19 protein-coding genes and 2 pseudogenes are annotated in these 19,341 nt (G+C 35.4%); 2 read left to right on the top strand and 19 right to left on the bottom strand.

The window, feature by feature from the left end; all coding sequences use genetic code 11:
* Window positions 1–271: 271 nt before the first annotated feature.
* Window positions 272–703 (bottom strand): ASCH domain-containing protein, encoded by a 432-nt coding sequence (locus ACFX4N_RS30275; protein WP_016766054.1) that lies wholly within the window; start codon window positions 701–703, stop codon window positions 272–274.
* Window positions 704–875: 172 nt separating this feature from the next.
* On the opposite strand from ACFX4N_RS30275, the pseudogene ACFX4N_RS30270 reads away from it, so the two are divergent.
* Window positions 876–983: pseudogene (locus ACFX4N_RS30270) on the top strand (M4 family metallopeptidase); the annotation flags it as partial.
* A 727-nt stretch (window positions 984–1,710) separates the two neighbouring features.
* On the opposite strand, the gene ACFX4N_RS30265 reads toward ACFX4N_RS30270, so the two are convergent.
* From ACFX4N_RS30265 to ACFX4N_RS30190, 16 genes and pseudogenes are all read right to left on the bottom strand, one after another.
* Entirely contained in the window at window positions 1,711–4,362 is a 2,652-nt protein-coding gene (locus ACFX4N_RS30265) for an SGNH/GDSL hydrolase family protein (RefSeq protein ID WP_192101358.1), read from the bottom strand.
* 359 nt (window positions 4,363–4,721) lie between these two features.
* Complete coding sequence (locus tag ACFX4N_RS30260) at window positions 4,722–5,180, bottom strand: SMI1/KNR4 family protein (protein WP_377263723.1); 459 nt, start codon at window positions 5,178–5,180, stop codon at window positions 4,722–4,724.
* A gap of 27 nt (window positions 5,181–5,207) precedes the next feature.
* Complete coding sequence (locus ACFX4N_RS30255) at window positions 5,208–5,384, bottom strand: DUF8096 family protein (protein ID WP_192100854.1); 177 nt, start codon at window positions 5,382–5,384, stop codon at window positions 5,208–5,210.
* A 63-nt stretch (window positions 5,385–5,447) separates the two neighbouring features.
* Window positions 5,448–5,681 (bottom strand): annotated as a pseudogene (locus ACFX4N_RS30250) (YolD-like family protein); the annotation flags it as partial.
* 328 nt (window positions 5,682–6,009) lie between these two features.
* A complete protein-coding gene (locus tag ACFX4N_RS30245) occupies window positions 6,010–6,426 on the bottom strand; it encodes an SRPBCC family protein (protein WP_192100852.1) in 417 nt (138 codons plus the stop codon).
* A 13-nt stretch (window positions 6,427–6,439) separates the two neighbouring features.
* The gene (locus tag ACFX4N_RS30240; protein ID WP_098476181.1) at window positions 6,440–6,814 is read right to left on the bottom strand and encodes a nuclear transport factor 2 family protein; all 375 of its coding nucleotides are present in this window, start codon (window positions 6,812–6,814) and stop codon (window positions 6,440–6,442) included.
* Between the two features lie 102 nt (window positions 6,815–6,916).
* Window positions 6,917–7,552, bottom strand: coding sequence for an NAD(P)H-binding protein (locus ACFX4N_RS30235; protein ID WP_192100851.1), 636 nt, complete (start codon window positions 7,550–7,552; stop codon window positions 6,917–6,919).
* A 221-nt stretch (window positions 7,553–7,773) separates the two neighbouring features.
* Entirely contained in the window at window positions 7,774–8,517 is a 744-nt protein-coding gene (locus tag ACFX4N_RS30230; RefSeq protein ID WP_098476183.1) for an SDR family oxidoreductase, read from the bottom strand.
* Between the two features lie 43 nt (window positions 8,518–8,560).
* A complete protein-coding gene (locus ACFX4N_RS30225) occupies window positions 8,561–9,592 on the bottom strand; it encodes an NADH:flavin oxidoreductase/NADH oxidase (RefSeq protein WP_377263718.1) in 1,032 nt (343 codons plus the stop codon).
* 424 nt (window positions 9,593–10,016) lie between these two features.
* Entirely contained in the window at window positions 10,017–10,445 is a 429-nt protein-coding gene (locus ACFX4N_RS30220; RefSeq protein ID WP_098476185.1) for a MarR family winged helix-turn-helix transcriptional regulator, read from the bottom strand.
* A gap of 372 nt (window positions 10,446–10,817) precedes the next feature.
* A complete protein-coding gene (locus tag ACFX4N_RS30215; protein WP_192100850.1) occupies window positions 10,818–11,006 on the bottom strand; it encodes a hypothetical protein in 189 nt (62 codons plus the stop codon).
* A gap of 538 nt (window positions 11,007–11,544) precedes the next feature.
* Window positions 11,545–12,732 (bottom strand): pyridoxal phosphate-dependent aminotransferase, encoded by a 1,188-nt coding sequence (locus ACFX4N_RS30210; RefSeq protein WP_098287757.1) that lies wholly within the window; start codon window positions 12,730–12,732, stop codon window positions 11,545–11,547.
* 269 nt (window positions 12,733–13,001) lie between these two features.
* Window positions 13,002–14,252, bottom strand: a complete 1,251-nt coding sequence (locus tag ACFX4N_RS30205) for a dicarboxylate/amino acid:cation symporter (protein ID WP_098793687.1) — start codon at window positions 14,250–14,252, stop codon at window positions 13,002–13,004.
* Window positions 14,253–14,314: 62 nt separating this feature from the next.
* Entirely contained in the window at window positions 14,315–15,100 is a 786-nt protein-coding gene (locus ACFX4N_RS30200) for an SDR family oxidoreductase (protein ID WP_057275418.1), read from the bottom strand.
* A 2-nt stretch (window positions 15,101–15,102) separates the two neighbouring features.
* The gene (locus ACFX4N_RS30195; protein WP_057275417.1) at window positions 15,103–15,990 is read right to left on the bottom strand and encodes a fumarylacetoacetate hydrolase family protein; all 888 of its coding nucleotides are present in this window, start codon (window positions 15,988–15,990) and stop codon (window positions 15,103–15,105) included.
* A 334-nt stretch (window positions 15,991–16,324) separates the two neighbouring features.
* Complete coding sequence (locus tag ACFX4N_RS30190; protein ID WP_057275416.1) at window positions 16,325–17,035, bottom strand: FadR/GntR family transcriptional regulator; 711 nt, start codon at window positions 17,033–17,035, stop codon at window positions 16,325–16,327.
* Window positions 17,036–17,361: 326 nt separating this feature from the next.
* Here ACFX4N_RS30190 and ACFX4N_RS30185 point away from each other — a divergent pair, with 326 nt between their 5' ends.
* Window positions 17,362–18,015, top strand: coding sequence for a FadR/GntR family transcriptional regulator (locus tag ACFX4N_RS30185; RefSeq protein WP_192100849.1), 654 nt, complete (start codon window positions 17,362–17,364; stop codon window positions 18,013–18,015).
* Between the two features lie 84 nt (window positions 18,016–18,099).
* On the opposite strand, the gene ACFX4N_RS30180 is transcribed toward ACFX4N_RS30185, so the two are convergent.
* The gene (locus tag ACFX4N_RS30180) at window positions 18,100–18,453 is read right to left on the bottom strand and encodes a YolD-like family protein (protein WP_098476193.1); all 354 of its coding nucleotides are present in this window, start codon (window positions 18,451–18,453) and stop codon (window positions 18,100–18,102) included.
* 13 nt (window positions 18,454–18,466) lie between these two features.
* Complete coding sequence (locus tag ACFX4N_RS30175; RefSeq protein WP_301264708.1) at window positions 18,467–19,249, bottom strand: DinB/UmuC family translesion DNA polymerase; 783 nt, start codon at window positions 19,247–19,249, stop codon at window positions 18,467–18,469.
* Between the last annotated feature and the right edge of the window lie 92 nt (window positions 19,250–19,341).

Genomic DNA, 19,341 nt, shown 5'->3' with positions numbered 1-19,341 from the left:
TTTACTCTACATGACGACAAAATAGGGTCTTTTCTACAAAGTATTACGTTTCTAGATCACAGAATACGAATGATTATTTAACAGCTATTTCCTTTATTTCGATGTTCATTTTTCTAAAAAGGTATACTTTTTCGAACTTTATTATTTTCTATTAATTCACGAATCAAAATATATAGATGTCTGAAAAAATAAAGAAGCTAGAAGATTTTGTGCGTGAAAAGTGGGTTCCTGAAGGAGCTGATTCAGCGCATCGTGTGCAATGTATCAGCTCCTATAAAATTAAAACATGCTCCCATAATCCTAGCTTTCCCTTTGCTGGAATAAATTCATCCAGCATCTGCATATCCTCAACTACCCAAGCATAACCTCCCACTATAAAGTTACCCATAAAATAGTCATTCCCTGATACGATTCGACCATCCTCCAGAATGGCCCATGTCTCATTGTTTTCAGTTACCTTCAAACAATCTACAAGTTTGCATACAGCAATGATCTGGCCAGTTGGAAGATTCTCTGGTGTGTATCCGTGCTTACCAAGCAACGACTTTATGGCTATATGGTTAGAGGCGTCTTTATCTATTTTTTTACTTGTGTGAATGGCAAGTGGCCCCCGATAATTCGTTCTCCATGACCTTGTTTCATATGTTGCCTCTCTAAGGACAAAAAGGCTTGCCCACGGCTGGATCATTGATAAAACCTTCATTCTGACAGCCTCCAACCTATAGAAGTTTATTTTGATTATAGAGTGTCCCTTTAAAGGAATATTATGAGCAAAAGGCAGAATATCAGTTCACGGAGATCCAATTTATGAGGCATGAGTCATGACCAGTGATCATTAATATCATATATTAATCAGCGAACTATTTTTGTTAGGTTTTACAAACTCACTAGATGTGATTGGGCACGAACTTACACATGTAGTGACCCAGTTCACAAGCGGGCTAGAATATGAAAAGCAGCCTGGAGCTTTAAACGAACAGATTTAATGTGGTTTTTTATACCAATTGTGGAAGTTTACGTAACGGAAGGAATTCAACTGGTGAATCGATTCAACTAGGCGTAAGTAAAATTAATATTTATAGTGATATGAAGTATGCATATTTTACAAAAGCACGCGAAATTCTAAGTACTACCGAATACTGGGATCCACTTTATTTTCCGAAAAGCCAAACAAAAAGCGTTTGTCAGGTTGAAGGGTGCAATGGTAAACACAAGAGTTTAGGTTATTGTTCGAAGCATTATAAACGATTTAGAAGTCATGGAGATCCTTTTTTAGTTGCGCCAACACACGGAGAGATTAAAAGGGTAAAAGATTAAATTTGTCATAATTAAGGTTCAGAAAAAGGGAACCTGAAAAGGGTTCTCCTTCTTACTATGAATTATATTATATTTGTCCAGTAGTACAATATTAGATATGTAAATAATAAATTATTTACGATATATTTATGGTTTTAAACTTTACACTTATTGACGACAAATAGAACCTTTTTCGTTAAGTGGACGAGAAATCTAAAAGTGCCCCAACATATAAAGTAGAATGTAATGAGGATCAGTGGGAGTCTAGTGAATCGTACTGATTTACACCAATAAAATAAACATAAAAAAAGAGAAGGGTTGAACCTTCTCTTTCTGCTGCCACATCTATACTTAGGTATACCTTTTCATTTCTTACCATTCATAAAAAAATCGAACCCTTATGAAAATAACTTATTATAAAAATGGATAGATTGCTTCTGCATAAGCAATGGCCCCCTTTTGATTGGGATGGCCAATTGAAGCTCGTTTGCAAATTTCAAAATCAACTCCTGTACATCCGGCTTTTGTGCAGGAGACCAGCCTTTCTGTTGCAATAAAATCTTGTGGTGACATATCTAAATTAATGCCAAATACGTATGGATCATCAGTAAGTGCAGAGTGCTCCCCATCAATATTTGGATCAGCAAAGAAAAAGCGTTTTTCTCCAGTTAAGTTAGCATTTGTTTCATCTACAGCCTGTTGGAGAAACACTTTTGACTCATTGGCCAGCTGCATACTTCTTGCATGTATGATTTGAAGGTGATGATTGGTCAAAAAGCCAGCACCAATGCCACCAGGTATTCCTTGAACTACTATTCCCAAAGCAACTAATAAAATTTCTACAGCACTTAAATCACTATGTTCAGAAACAGGTGGGTAGTATCCGGTTACAATTACCTTAGCATTAGGGAAGGTAGTTGCTACTTTCTCCAGTAGGGTTTTACTACCATCGAGAAAGTGCTTACGATGTAGCTCAGTTAAATCAATATCAGTAAAAGGATTTAGGACGGTTCTAAGGTTAACATCGTTTATTCCGCCATCCATAATGATAAGATCTACCTTAGAAGGGTCTCCGACAAATAAATCACACTGCTTAATGATAGTAGGGTACGAGTTAGGCACCTCTCCATCTGTCGTCGGAAGAGATGAATGGTCGTTGACCCCAATAATAGCCCCTGAATGAGCAAGTACTTGAGTATAATATCCGATATTCCCATTTCGTGCTTTTATGGCATTTCCAACAAGGGAATAATGCTTTTCATGTTCAGCTAACCCTTGACCCCAAGAAACAGAATCGCCTATTACAAGCGTATGAAATGTATCTAAAACTAAATTAATGGTGTTAGATGGCGTTCCGTCTGATAGTAAAGCGCTCACCTTTACTGGTTCCCCCGATGGGTTTTCCTCTATTGAAGTTGGTCTAACTAATGTAAACTCGAGCTGAGTAGGACTCAATAAGGTAACATTGGGCATATCTTGATCATTTATTCGGACAATTGTACTTTCTGAAAATCCACTACCTATTAAGTTTACTTTCTTTCCTGGGCTCACGCGTGCAGTGATTTGATTATCCTGCTGAGCAGAGTCGATTTTAGGTTTAATATATAGAGAAGCCTTGTTAGATAGAGTTTCATCCAGCTGTTTTACCTGAATTGTATGCTGGCCACCCTTTAAAGAAGGAACTATAAACTGTAAAGCAGTGTCACTAAAAGCGTTTGTTTGCACAGGAGAACCATCTATTAACACAGTATCTGATTTTGTAAAGCGTTTACCTTTTAAGGTTATGCTATCACCTGCACAAGCATAAGCTGGCACTACTTCAAAAATAGCTGGCTCTAATAGTTTAATAGCAATATCATCTGGGTCGATGACGTACATACCGATTGGTTCGGCAAATTTTCCGCCACTGTATCCACTAGAACCTTGACCAGCATAAGAACCATCAGGTCCCTTTAATCCCGCAGTTCTCGATCCAGGACCACAAACTGCGCCAAAGTTTGCTTTAACGGAATCCCCAACTGGACCCCCAGCACCTCCTATACCTGGATAGCCAGGCTGACCTCCACTTCCTCCGCGTCCTCCATCGACTGTAATATAAAAACCCTTGAGGTACTCGTTGATAACTGCTTGTGGAGCATAAATTGAAAGCTTCCCTCCATGTCCTCCATGTCCTCCGTCTCCACCCTGACCTGCATTTCCACCTACCCCTCCGTTACCTCCAGCGCCTGCTCCTGCCTTACAGAATCCTGACCAGTCTAATTGAGCAGGTTTTCCTTTTCCTCCTTGGCCACCGTTTCCCCCATCTTGTCCGGCGCCACCAGTAGTCCCATCTTGACCTCTTAAATCAAAAGCAGGACGTCCAATCATATCAAGCACCCATACTTCTAACTCAGGTGCATTATTCCCGTCTGGGGCTTTACTACCTTTGATACCATGTGTACCATTTGTTCCTGATATTCCTACAAGCGTTGTAGACGTTGGTGCTTGAGGAGGAGTTCCAGGTTTCCAAGGCTTAGATGGAATAGATTTGCTTGGCCTTTCCCAAGTAAACGTAACATTTTTTCCAACTGTAATTTTTTCCGCAATTAAAATAAGATATTGTTGAGGTTGCTTAAGAACCACAGTGGTATTATCCTGTAGATTTATTTCCGTAGCTACCCAATAGGCTGTATCAATATTAATTTGAGAAGCAATACTAGGTGTAGAAGCAAAAGATGATACTGTTTTAGATGGAAATGGAACTGATTTTAAAATAGAACCCTGGCCACCAAAAGGTTGAAGTACAGGTGCGCTTACAGTATTGGTTACTTTATAAGCTGACTGAAAGTAGGCCTGGTTAGCAATTAAATTAGAGTCAGGTCTTGTAACACCTGCTTGGGGTATTAAATTCCCTGATAAATTCAGTGTCCCAAGGGATGAGATTGAGGTAATACCAACGGACTCTAGGACTGCTTTATGGTATTGTATTCGTTCTTGGCTTGAACTAGTGGTTGAAATGATTGAGTTATGACTAACCGAAAGAGATTTTAATGAAACTGGAATAGCTGATGTTAAATTTTTAGACATATGGATCCTCCTGAAATAAATAATTCTAAAACATAATACTCTAGGTATTTTGGTTTTATCCGCCCTTGGTAATTAGGAAAATATCCCTTAGAATCGAGGGGTATAAAGGCCTGGATAACAACCCGATTAACAATATATTTGCTGTGCAATCGAAATAGACCAATCTCTTAATTTTTATATACTCAAAGTGGGTCTAGTCGCCTGTCTTTTCATGAAATGGACGAGAGATCCAAAGATGTCCCAAGGACTGAAGTAAAACATAATGAGGAACAGTGGGAGCTTGGTGGATCAAATTATATGAAACTAATAAAAAAGAACCGACAGTTAAATGTCAGTTCCTGCGTATTGTATAAATGTAGTCATTCTTCATCTTCATAAATAAATAAGCCATTTACCAAGGTCTCGAAATCAGGAGCTAATTCAAAAATAAGTGTGTCCGTTCCCCATTCTAAGTCCATATAAATTACAGGAGGGTTATCTTTTGTATTCCGATAGTCGAATGCAACCCACCAATGTCCCTCTCCACATAGTAGAACAATATCTTTTGGTAACTCCCATTCTTCTATATAATAATCACTGGATAAAATGCCTTCTTTCCCTATTCCATAAATCTCAGGGACATTTACATGATCGTCTGCCCAATTTGTTGGAACGGAGGTAGGGTAGTCACAATATTTTAAAGAGCCGCCATTCTGCATTTTACATAACTCAATATAGGATTTTGGTAACTTCACACCCAACTTCTTTTCTGCATCATTGACCATTTCTTCTGTTAATTTTTTTGATTGACTGTATCCATCATCCCAAATATCTCTCATTTCCCCAACCCTTTCGATCAATACCAACTAAATGCTTTTCTTCATGCCACATTCGCGGCATTCACGTAAGAAAACGCCACCTTTTACGGAACTTTTGAAGTAAGCTGAATTACAATTGTCACACCGACCACTTACCTTATCTGGATATTCAGCGTAGTCATACACTTTATCAAAATCGATTTCTTGCTGCTGTTTTTCTTTCAAGTTGATCACTCTCTTCTAATTGACTCTTATTAGATTACCACAAAAAGCGAAGGTGAAATTATTTTATGTAAAAGGAACATCAATTAGCTCACTTAACCTCATTTTATTTTTTAATTCGAATACTTCATCGATAAAAACAAACAAATTCCCCAGGGAATCAACAAATTGTATGAATCCTGTTTCGGTTATACATTGCCCCCGTTTGTAATGTGTAAGATACACCTTTTGATTTGTATGGAGTGCTTCAATGAGTGTAAGGTTGATCTGTTCCATTTGATCTTCAGTTAAAATAGGCTTAGGTACTTGAAAGTGGTTCCGACGACTAAAGTAGAACCTAAGGAGAACTAGAAGATGCTTGTTAAATTACATGCTTTAAGCTTTAAAAAGGATGAAAACATGATTGAATAAAAAAGAGAAGGGGAGCCCTCCTCTTTTTAAATCATTAAATAATGATGATATTATGGTCAGACCTATTTGCGATAAATCGTAGTTCCCTACTTTCCTCATTTAGGTTAAAAAACCTCTTAATCTTTTCTTCAAACAAACATAGATTGAGTGAAGAACTAGAGATAACCTTAAAATAGTTGTCTCTTTATAGAGACTCACCTAGATTGGTTCTAAATGCTCAATTCTTAAATGCTTGTCCCAACGCTTTTAATCCATCCTCGTACAGTCCATGGAATAGATTTATAGCCTCTTCCTCACTAATGCCTACCGGTGTGAAAGTGCCAGACCACTCCACCAACGATGTTTTGCTGTCAGCAGTCTCATGAACACGGATTGTAGCTTGATAATCAGTGACCGGAAATGGTGCTTTTATAATTGAGTATGTGTAGTAACGTTCCTTGTCATTAAATACTTCGAGACGCTCTACAATAACCTCTCCATCAAGATCAGCTAGATGGCGCACGCGTCCACCTTCGCTTAGCTCACTACTAGATATAGAAGGTAACCAGTCAGGGAATGAGTTAAAGCCTCCGAGTAATTTCCATACTTGATCAGGTGAAGCAGAAATTTTAATTGTAGTGGTAGTATGTGCCATATTAATTACTCCTTTACGAATGCAGATGGAATAATTTTGAAATAATGATCCATTCACCGTCTAGTTTAAGTAATTGATGAAAATCAGTGTATGATTCACCATATGCATCATTTTCTAAACTTACACGAACGGAAGCAATCGTTCCTTCAACATCTAAAATATCAACTCTCGATTTAAGATTCTTTGCAGGACCAGCTTTATCCATAAAATCCCATAGGTTATCAATAGATCCTCCTAGAAAACCATCAGTTGTGTTATAACCATACATAGTAGCATCTTTATGAAAAGCTTGCTTTACTACTTCTTTGTCACCTGAAATAAGGCCATCAATATACTTATTCACTACGGTAATGATCTCATCGTAATCTTTGATTGGTGTTTTGCTCATTTTCTCCTCAATCTCCTTTAAGTTATAAATAGTCTATTTAACGGTAATCAGGTTTTCTAACTCAGGCTCGTTTTATTTGATTAGAACCTAGAAAAGCTATACTTATAAATTTCGTAAAGCATCTGCTATAGGAGTTTTACCATCGCTCATTGTAATAACTTTTCCAATGGTATTATGATCTCGCAAGCTTTGAACTAAAGTGTCCACGACATTTTCTATCGCATTTTCACCAGGGTAATCAATATTAACATTTATTTTTCCAGATCCAGGTTGTTCTTTTAAAACACCAGGCTGTACGATTGTATAGTCTAGCTTAGTATTATGAATCAGCCAATGATCAGCAAAATGTTTGGCAATATTATAGTTTGTTAAATCTTTTAGAAAAGCCTGATCCCACTTGTCTGGTTCAAGAGAAAATACGGAACTAAGCATAATAAATCTTTTTATGTTCTTGCTTTCAGCAGCACGCATCACATTGACAGCACCATTTAAATCAACCTGTAGTAAATCTTTTCCTCTAGAACCAGCCACAAAGAAAATGGCTTCTGCATCATGCATATTCTCAGCTATTACGTCAGGACTAGCTAATAAATCTATATGAACATAACGAGCATTGTTCGAAGTGCTTGTGAGGTTATCCTTTCTAGTTCCTGCATAAACAAAATGTTCGTTCTCAACTAGTTTGTTAACAAGATGTGAACCTACTCGACCATTAGCCCCTACTACTAATACCTTCATTTAAAAAAACCTCCCTGAAAATTAGTTTGAATTAGTGTTTATTTCATCGTAATAAATATTATATTAATATGGTCTGACCATATTAATATAATTTTACCCTCTTCAATTTAGTAAAAACTATAAGTTTAAAACTCATTGTCTCATTCTGATAGACTAAATCAAGTATGGCTACTTACCTTCTTTACTTTTGTCATCAGAAGTCTTTCTTACAGATTACTTAATTACCACTCTTGAGCTGTAGGTGTCACAATTACATCGTTAATCATAACGTTCGCTGGCTTATTTACCACAAATCCAATGGTTTCAGCTACATACTCTACGTCAATAGCTACCTCATTCAATCCTTCTAGCACACCTTTTACATCTTTGTCTGTCACTGTATCCTGCCAATTAGTTGCAATAACACCTGGGGAAACTAAAACAGCTTGAATGTTATGCTTAACAGACATTTCTTTACGTAAACTTTCAGTAATCGCTCTTACTGCATATTTCGTAGAACTATACACCCCATGACCTTCACCAATCGCATGACCAGCAACAGAGCCTACATTAATAATCTGTCCACTTCCTTGTTTTTTCATATGAGGAAGGACCGCAGCTACTCCATACAGCACACCTTTTACGTTAAGGTCAATCATCGTCTCCCATTCGTCTACGTGAGCGTTATCCCACATGGAGAATAACATCATCCCTGCACTGTTAATTAACGTATCAACCCTTCCGAATTTATCTACTGTAAAGTCTACGAGAGATTGAACGTCTTCTTTTACTGTAACATCTGTCACTTTATAAGAAGCTGTACCCCCATCTTTATTAATTCGCTCTGCTAGATTTTTTAGTTTCTCTTCATTTCTGGCAGCTAGAACGACAGAAGCTCCCTTCTTTGCAAGGTGAATTGCTGTTGCTTCTCCAATTCCACTTGAAGATCCTGTAATGATGACTACTTTGTCTTGAATGTATGACATTTTTCTACTCCTCCTTTAGGTTTCTCCCTTTGGTTATTTCAACTTATCTTCTAAAACCATCTGCATACTGTGTAGGTACAGCTGTTTCTTTTTTCAATGTAGCTGCAGCTTCTAATGCCCAGTGAGGGTTACGTAACATACCTCGACCAACAGCGACTAAATCTGCCTCTTCATTTCCAATTACAGCATTTGCCAACGCTGGGTCATCTAATCTGCCCACTGCAATCACCGGAATATCAAGAGCTTTCTTAATTTCTCTAGCTAATGGTACTTGGTAAGCTGCATGTGTACCAGGTTTTCCCCAAGCCGCAATAGATCCTTCCCCACCTGAAGAGATGTCAAAGATATCTACTCCTGCTTTTTGGTATTCTTTCGCAAATTCAATACTTCCGTTGATGTCATATCCACCTTCAACATATTCTTTAGCAGAAATACGCATTATTAATGGCATATCTTCTGGGATCTCAGCTTTCGCTGCTTCAATAATTTCTCGACCAAACTTTGTAAGGTCTTTTCCATACTCGTCTTCGCGTTTATTTGTTAAAGGAGAATGGAATTGATGGATTAAATAACCGTGAGCTCCATGAATTTCAATGACATCGAATCCTGCTTTTACAGCACGTTGTACAGCTTTACGAAACTTTTCAACCATTTCTTTGACTTCATCTGTTGAAAGAGCTCTTGGTGTTTTTGATTCCTCATCAAATGGAATGGCTGAAGGAGCAACCGGTACTTCTGCGTCTTCTGCTTTACGACCAGCGTGAGCAATTTGGATACCCACTTTTGCTCCGTAACGGTGACAAGCTTCCACAATGCGTGCTAGAGCAGGAATCTGTTCATCTGACCATAACCCTAAATCATAGTCTGAAATACGTCCATCTGGTTCTACATCTGTCATCTCGATCATAATAAAACCAGCACCTCCGATTGCTCGGTTTACATAGTGTAAGTAATGCCAATCTGTAGCAATACCATCTTTCTTTTCAACTGAATATTGACACATGGGAGACATCACAACTCGGTTTTTTAATTCTAAACCTTTGAACTTATAAGAACTAAATAAATGTTGATCCATTCTAAAAACTCCTTTTGATTAAATTTTCGATTTTAGCCAAGTTATACAGTGCCTCATCGAAAGCAATTTATGTGATTATGATTCATAAATTTAATTAATGCATGCACATGCATGTAATTTACATAGAATATTTCATATTGTCAACCTTTAAATCTATAATATAAATTCAAAAACAACAATATAAATGTATGCACAAACATATAATTACATATGTTATTTATTTTTGTCAACTTAAAAACTTCATACGCAATATGAATTTAAAGAATAACAAAGTAAAATGCATGCGCACACATAATTTATATATGTTATTTACCTTTGTCAACTTAAAAACTCATAAGCAATATAAATTTAAAGAATAACAAAACAAAATGCATGCGCACATTCATAATTTATAATGATGATTTTAACTTATAACAGCTTCACATTATATTTTTCCCATTAAAAAGTGAAACTCCCGTTGGAGATGTTCTTTCCCTAGAATGGACTGAAGAACTTGATGAAAAGTCTGTAAAGCCCTGTCTAGCTTTTCTTCGCCTAATGGGGTTAAACGTGTATAAATTCCTCTACGATCGTCTTCACATATATGCCGTTGTAAAGCTCCACAACTTTTTGCTTCAAGTCTACCTACTAATCTTGAGAGTGCACTTTGACTTAAGCCTATCATCTCTTGCAGTTGTTGTAACCTCAATTGTTTATCATCTGTTTGAGATAAAAAATAAAGAACATAAAATTCTTTTAATGATAATTTATAGTTTTCTTGCAAAACCATTTCTAACTCATGATTAATATTCGCTTGAATATTCGTAATAGATAACCAAGTATTTAAAAGCTCAATTTCTTGATTATTTTTCATACGCATTCCACCCATTTCTATTTTAATGACATAGTACTAAAGTCAATAATCAGAAGCCTTTCTCGCATATCTTCAAGCCTTAATCTCCCCTATTCTAATTTAGTTTATTAAAAATTTAAGGGGGGAATTTTATACGATTTTTATGGTTGATAACCTTTTTACTTTGTCATCTAGTTATTATAACATTTGTTAGTGATAACTAAATCCTAAAAGTATGACTCCTTAATTTAGTTATACAATTGCCCTTATTGTCTCACTCTTCTCCTTAACATAATCTAACATAGAAAAAAAGAAATGCAAACAATAAATATGCATGCGCAAGCATATAAAATTAAACCGTGATTCTTTTAATTTAGAGATAAATTCCATGAATTACACCATTGCGTCATACTCTTGAATAACTTCTCTAAATAATTGCTTATTCAAATTCAATAATTTGGCAAACTCTGTACTTGTAATCACCTTATTTATCCAAGGGGAATAATTAAGTGTTAAAATTTCTCTCTGTTCCTGTGTTAAAAGACAGAGATTTAGCCATGGACAATAAAATATTTCTTTCATGAACGTTCCCTCCTTCTTAATATTTCTTATTTCCTATACTTTTGTAACAACATAGGTTCTTTTCTTTTAGTAAAGATTGAATATTTGTATGAATACTTCAATCTTATTATGCAATCTAATTGTCTCATTGTTGTTTAACAATTAATGTAAAGATCTTTTGTTGAATCTAAAATTCGCTTAATAATGATTATAAATACTAGTGAACGTATTATAAATTTAAAAATTGTAATTTGTCAATTCGCTAATAATAGGTATTAGTTAAAATATTTGGAATCAAGACTCTGTTAAGAAACATAAAAAGAATTTTTAAAAAGTTATATAAAAGAGCAACCTTAACAAGCAGTTTTTTTCTTTTAAAGAGAGCATGGTATCAAAACATAAATTTACATTCAACACGTAATCACCCCGTAAAAATATAATTTTACGGGGTGATTACACTTCTTAAAAGTGAATGTTTATAATTTTTTTGAGGTAATGTATCCACTCTCATTTTAAATTTTTGCAGGACCATCCTTATCTATGAAGTCCTATTTACCAATTAACCCTTTACCGTCAGTCCCTTTATCACCTTTTCCATTCGATGCATTGCTTGTTCAATTTCATCGTAGCTTGTTGAATAAGCCATACGAATAAAGCCCTCACCATGACTTCCAAATGCGGAACCTGGTACACAAGCAATTTGTGCTTCTCTCAATAACTTAGTTGCAAGATCCTTTGAAGGGATGCCTAATTCTTTAAAAGAAGGAAAAGCATAAAATGCCCCTTTTGGTACAACACATTGTACTCCGGGCATCTCATTAAGCCTGCTAACAAGAAGCTTTCGTCTTTTATCAAAAGCTTTTACCATTTCTTCCACAGGCTCCTGTGTTCCAAGGTAAGCAGCTGTTCCACCAAATTGTGCAAATGATGTTGCACAAGAAGTATTATACTGATGCATTTTTAGTATTGGCTGGATAAGTTCTACAGGACCGGCCGCATATCCAAGTCTCCATCCATCCATTGCATATGCTTTAGCAAAACCATTAATTGTAACAGTTCTTTCGAACATACCAGGTAAGGTAGCCATACTAATATGCTTTTCTTCGTCATAAATAAGTTTTTCATAAATTTCATCAGATACCACAAGCAAATCGTGCCTAATTGCAATGTCTGCTAATTCTTTCAGATAAGATTCTGGCAATACAGCTCCTGTGGGATTATGAGGAGTGTTAATTAAAAGCATTTTCGTTTTTTTTGTAACTCGATCTCGAACATCATTTGGATCTAAAAGAAACTCATTTTCTTCTAATAGTGGAATGGGAACAGCAACACCACCAGCAAGCTCAACAATATACTGATACTCAAGCCACGCTGGATCGGGAATGAGTACCTCATCTCCTGGGTTGATGAATGCAAAGATAAAATTGAAAATGGCTTCTTTACAACCCACTGTAACAACAACTTCTTTTTGAGGATCTACATTAATTCCGTTATCAAGTTTCAATTTTTGTGCAATTGCTTCCCGGAATTCAAGCGTTCCACTGTTAGATGTATAATGAACATTTCCTTGCTGTAAAGCAGCTTTTGCTGCATCTTTAATATGTTGAGGAGTGTCAAAATCAGGACGCCCAATTTCCATGTGCGTAATGTTTAACCCTCTCTTTTCCATTCTTGCTGCTTCTTCAAATATCTCACGGATACTTGAAAAAGGAATTTTAGATAAGCGATCTGAAATAGAAAGATTCATTTTGATAGCTCCTTTTAGTTATAGCTCTAAATTCAAAAACAATAAAAATATTATGGTCTGACCAATTTGTTGTTTTAGTTCATATAATTTGTTTATATGCTGCAAGTTTTTCTTATACATTTATTTTTATATCTCTCATCTTACTCCTTATAAAGACAACATCTTTCTCATAGCAAAGCTTGTTTAAATAGTATACAAACCATTACTAGAGTCCCTAGTTACAGACAAGTTATTTTTTATTTCAAGCAATGGTGATTCTTCTTGAGGTCTTAAGAACTTGATACTTTCTCTTCGTTAGCGATTACAACCTCTTTTTTATGAAACATTCCCTCAGATTTGGCTATTACGACTGTAGCTAATGCATTTCCTACTACATTAGTTGCAGTTCGCGCCATGTCCATTATGAAGTCAACAGCCATGAGTAATGCAATTCCTTCCATAGGTAGTCCTATAACTACAGAAACACTTGTCAACACAACGATTACTCCTGAAGGAACAGAAGCAACTCCTTTTGTGAGTAGCATAAGCAAAAGGACAATATGAATCTGATCTAAAACTGAGAGGTGAATTCCATAAGCATTCGCTAAAAATAAGATAGCAGGAGCCATATAGACCATTCCACCATCAAGATTAAATGAGTACCCAAGAGGTAATACAAAGGAAACTATTGAATTTTTAGCACCATAATCTTCTAAACGTGTCATAAGAGGGGCAAATACAGACTCTGAGCTTCTAGTTGTAAAAGCGATTAACAATAAATCTTTAATTTCATTAAGTAAATCCCAATATTGAATCCGATAGATTCGGGCAATTATGGGGAAAATAATTAATAAAACAATACCTAATCCAGCATATGTAACTAAAATTAAGTCAATTAGTGTGCTTAACTTTCCAAAACCATAAGTAGCCATGCTATAAGCGATAGATCCAAAAACACCAATTGGAGAGAATTTAATTACATAATTTAAAACTTTAAACATTACTTTAGAAAGAGCCTCGAGAACGTCCTCAATTGGCTTTGCTTTTTCCTTTAAGGCACGTAATGCTAAGCCAAAGAAAATACCAAAATAGACAATACCTAAGATATTTCCTTCTGAAAAAGCTACAAAAATATTAGAAGGTATTATATGAAGGATAAATTCTCTAAAGTCAATCTTATTTGCTTCAATGCCCTCTAGAGCCTTTATATTTCCTCCGGATAAATCAGCGCCAACTCCAAGGTGTACAGTATTAGCAAGTAGTAAAGACATAACGATGATTAAAGTTGTAACAATCTCAAAATAAAGTATAGCTTTAAGAGAAAGCCTTCCTAATGATCCGGTTGATTTTATTTGAGCAATTCCTAATATAATTAGGGGGAAAATCAATGGTACAATCGTCATCTTAATCATATGAATAAAAGCATCACCTAAGATTTTTGCTTCTACACCTATGGTTTTACTCATAAACCCTAAACATAAACCTAATATAAGAGCTACGACAATCTGGAGCCATAAAGGAATTCTTCTAAGAGCTTGCATTATCTATCCCCTTTCAAAAGTAATAAGGTATGGATTAGCATTAAATAAATGAAGATTCTTTTTTAAATAGCCTTTATCATACCCCCATCAACTAAGAAAGAGCTTCCAGTCATATACGTGCTTGCTTCAGATACCAAAAACGTTACTACATTAGCAAATTCCTCTGGAGTTCCGTATCGCTTCAGTAATATCGTTTCTCGAGATGCCTTTGCGACCTCTTCACGTGTAGTTCCAAGTTTATCTGCTTTGGTTTGGTCAAGAAACGCCACTCTGTCTGTTGCAATTCTACCTGGTGCCACCGTGTTAATTAGTATATTAAATGAAGCCAATTCCTCAGCTAGAGTTTTAGTCAGTCCTACAATTCCTAAACGAAATGTATTGGATAGTATTAACCCCGGTATAGGTTGTTTAATAGACGAAGAAGCTATGTTAATAATTCGCCCTCCTTGTTTTTTTAGATAAGGCAAAGCTCCTCGAATTAAACGAATATAGCTTAATAAATTCAATTCAAATGCCTTTTCCCAGTCCTCGTCCGAAAATTGTTCAAATTTACCACTAGGAGGTCCTCCTGCATTATTAATTAAAATATCAATTTGATCAAATACTTCAATTGTTTTATTTATTAATGTGTGAATATCATCTGCATTAGTAATATCAGCTGGACAATATTCAACTTTTCCTTTTCCTAAACTTTGAAGCTCCTGTTGTAATTTCTTTAATTTTGCACTGTCTCGACTTGTTAACATGACATTTACGCCTTCTTTGACGAGTTGTGTTGCGATGGCCTTTCCGAGTCCCTGGCTGGATGCAACAACAAGGGCAACTTTATTTTTCAGATTTAGTTCCATACTTAATTACCTCCATTAACCTTTAAATCTTTTACGTGATTAACTAACTTTTCAAATCCATCAATATGACATTCTACGATATCTCCATCACGTATTACTACAGCTCCTGGAGTACCAGTAGAAATAATATCGCCCGGCAATAGTTTCATAACTTTAGAGTGGAAGGATACTAAATGCCAAGGAAGAAACGACATATTGGAAACAATGTTTTTCCGATGCAGATCTCCATTAATAACGGTAGCAACATTTAAATTGACTACTTCCTCAACTTCTTCAGGTGTAACCAAGTGAGGACCAAAACTAAAAAATGTATCAAAACTTTTTGAGCGTGTTAAATATCTAGGGTTTTTCTGTAAAATATCTTCGGCTGTCATATCAATAATCGTAGTAAAACCAGCAATTACGTTAGGTGCATCTTCTTCTGATACATCTTTGCATTCTTTTCCAATTATGATTCCAAGCTCTGCTTCTGCTGTTGTTCGCTCAGATTGTAGAGGAATATTAATAGTATCGTTTGGACCAATAATTGTAGTATCCGGTTTTAAGAAGCTTGCAGGTTCTGTATTAGGTGCTTTTTCGTCTAGGTCAGCTGCGTGCTCTACATAATTTAAACCAATCCCCCATATTTTTCTTGGATGACGGTATAGAGGGGCATACTCTACTTGTTGAAAGGGAATAAAAATAGCTTCTAATTCTGCCACCTGTTCTTTACCTTCTGTTTGATACCATTGTTTTATTTCATCTAATTGACCAGTTTTAATGATTTCAAATAGGTCTGTTGACCATTCTTGATTAAATTTAGTATTTAAATCTTTAATCGGCAAAATTCCATTATGTGCGACCAGTCCTGCTTCTTCTATTCCGTCTCTTGTAATTGTGGCTAATTTCATAATAAGTTCCTCCATTTTCTTTAATATTATTAAATTATTATGGTCTGACCAATATAATTTATATATTTTCATAATATAAAGACAATTTTAATTTGTAAAGGATTTATTTTAAAATTGTTAATGATTAAAGAGGAATTTAAATACTTTATACTAATTACGCAACATATTTATCGCAATTCTAAATAGGAAGCAGCCAACACCTCTTCATCCTTGGCTGCTTTTGAGTGGTTATTTCCTCATCTTGCAAAGATTACAATAAAAAATTGTAAATTCCAATAATTTTTTACACAAAAAGAAGAAGTTATTATGGTCTTACCTTTTAAAAGGATAAAAATTAAAGGTCATGGTTCCAAATCTTTGTTTCATTTTTTTCTAGATGATCTAGCATAGCTAATCGAGCTTCTACTGCATCTCTTTTCTTTAAGGCATTAAGAATACGCTCATGCTCTTGATGAGTATCTTCTAAATACGATTTCGATAGCCTCTTGGATTGATTCTTACTTACTCTTAAAGCTTCCAAAAATTTTGGAGAAATCATATCAAATATGGTTTGATAGATAGAGTTTCCAGAGGAAATAATAATTAAAGAATGAAAGCGATAATCTTCTTCTATTCCAATTCCTCCATTATGGTTAACTTCAATCAGTTCTAAATGGGCATTTTCAATTGCTTCTAGTTGCTCTCTAGTAGCCCTTTGGGCTGCTAACGCGGTTGCCTCTATCTCTATCCCTCTGCGGAATTCTAAAATTTCTTTTAAAGTTTGTTCTTCCATCATAAGCTTCTGGGTGAATGGTTCAATAACCTTACTACCATTTATCTCCTTCAATATACTGCCAACCCCTGAACGCTTTTCAATAATTCCTTTCGCCACTAGGACACTAAGTGCCTCTCTAATAGCTGTTTTGCTCACCTGAAATATTTCTACAAATTCATTTTCAGTAGGAAGCTTATCACCGGGCTTAATATTTTCTTCTTGGATATATTGAATAATCTCAGAGATAATTTCTTCATATAAGTTTCTTTTCTTAATATTTCTAAGTACCAATCTTATCACCTCTTTTTAACATCTATAAGTTAGTATGTTTTTTACATCACTTTAAAGTATCATTTATACCTAATAGTTATTATACTATATAATTATATATAGTTTATGTAAGAGTCACAAAGGAATTATTATATGTAAAGACTCGTATCCAGGTAAAGTTTTTGGAATCCATATAAAAGCGTTATTTAAATACATTACATAACATCCGTTGTATACTAACCCGGTTAATTAAACACATAAAAAACGAATTGTAATTAATCTAGTCAGAAATTAACAATTAATTTTCTTCCAATAGCTAGTTATTAATTGTTTAGGAGGTTAAATACGTGAAAAGCAGTAGAAATTATAAAGTTCAAACACCGCCAAAGATGTATCAACAAGTTATAACTCAACTTGTCGAATATATTGAATCGGAGCAGTTACCCGAGGGTTCAAAAATCCATACTGAAAGAGATTTAAGTGAGTTATTAGGGGTCAGTCGACCTTCCATTAGAGAAGGGATTCGAGGTCTAAAGCTTTTAGGATACCTTGATTCAAGACAAGGAGAGGGGACTTTTGTGTCTAACCCACCTCCATTTTTGATTCCTTCTGAATTATCAAAACAACGGTTAGACCGCGTATCTCTTCAAAATTACTATGAGGTATTCATTATGTGCTCCAAACAGATTGTGACACTATCCCTCTCTCTTGATTTATCAAACAAGGAATTAAATGAAAGTACTTCAATGATTAAACATACAGACGATTTCTGGTCAGATTTTCGAAATTGGATAGAACACATTGCTATACATTTAAACAATCCATTTTTCCTTTCCTTATGGAAAAATAATTATGACGTATTAGAAGAACATGATTATTTTTCGACCCTTAAATTGAACTTACAATTTAATGTGTTTTTAGAATGCTATTTAGAAAGAAATGAGCCAAGATTAAACGAATTATTTCAGAAATTATCTGAATTGGATAGTATAAACTCTTAAATCTTATACTAAAAACAATCATGCACATAGTAATACCTCTTCTTCTCATGCTGAGGAGGAGGTATTTGGTATAAGTTAAACCTCTTAGTTAGTCCTTTGATTAGGATCTTTTAAACAAACATCAATTAGCTCACTTAACTTCATTTTATTTTTTAATTCGAATACTTCATCGATAAAAACAAACAAATTCCCCAGGGAATCAACAAATTGTATAAATCCTGTTTCGGTTATACGTTGCCCGTTCTTATAATATGTAAGGTATACTTGTTTATTTGTATGTAAGGCTTCAATCAATGTGAAATTCATTTGTTCCATTTGCTCTTCTGTTAAAACAGGTTGAGCTACTTCTACTTGCTTATTTATCATTTCCTGTAACCCTATGTATTGCTCTGGCATAGTGGCGAATGGACGCCATTTTTTCATTCCTCTATGTTCCATATCTTTTTCCTCCTTAAGCTTTATGGCCACCCATAAGACCATTTCGATAACGAGCTGTTGAATAAGGAAGATGACTAGATGCACGTAATACACTATTCTTGCCATAACGCAGCCGAATTTCATCAATCGTTTTGGCAAGAGCATAGGCTCTTTCACGCTGATCGATATCCTCAAATAAGCTCATTTGCTCCTCTTCTTGAATACTGGTGTTCGATAATGAAATCCCAATAGAACGAATTGGCATGCCACTATCAAACGTATGTAAAATCGTTAAACAATAAGGAAAGATATCTTGGCTTAAATTCGAAGCTCTTCCCATTTTCTTTTGTCGGGAGAATCCTCCACCTGTTTGTTTGCTATAGCCAATGGATAAATGAATCGTTTGAGCCACCACTTGATGCATGCGTAAACGAAAACAAACATCGTCCAATAGCTCCAATAGTAATAATTCCACTTCTTTTCGGCTTGTATAATCTCGAAAGAGAATCTGACTTTTCCCGAAGGAACGGGAACTAGGAATGTACACATCGGAAATGCGACTAAAATCAATCCCATTCGCATGTTGGTGAATTTCCTCTCCCATGATGCCAAATTCTTTTTGTAACATCTCCTTTGAAGAAAGCGCGAGTTCTTTGATGGTGTGAATGCCTAACCGGTGTAAGCGTCTTTCCGTAGCAGACGAGATCCCCCAGAAATCCTTCATCGGATGAATGGACCACAACTTAAAGGGAATATCCTCATATCGCCAATATGCAACCCCTGTTGGGCTATTCTTTGCCTCATGATCTAAGCTCACCTTCGCCAGTAAGAGATATGGAAAACAGTATACGTTATATAAGTGATCACCCTGAAAATTTTAAGCAATTACTGATCTTATACGAATCTTTA

It is taken from the genome of Priestia sp. YIM B13551 (assembly GCF_042787905.1).
Lineage (GTDB): Bacteria > Bacillota > Bacilli > Bacillales > Bacillaceae_H > Priestia.
This window is presented reverse-complemented; position numbering and strand designations above follow the sequence as displayed.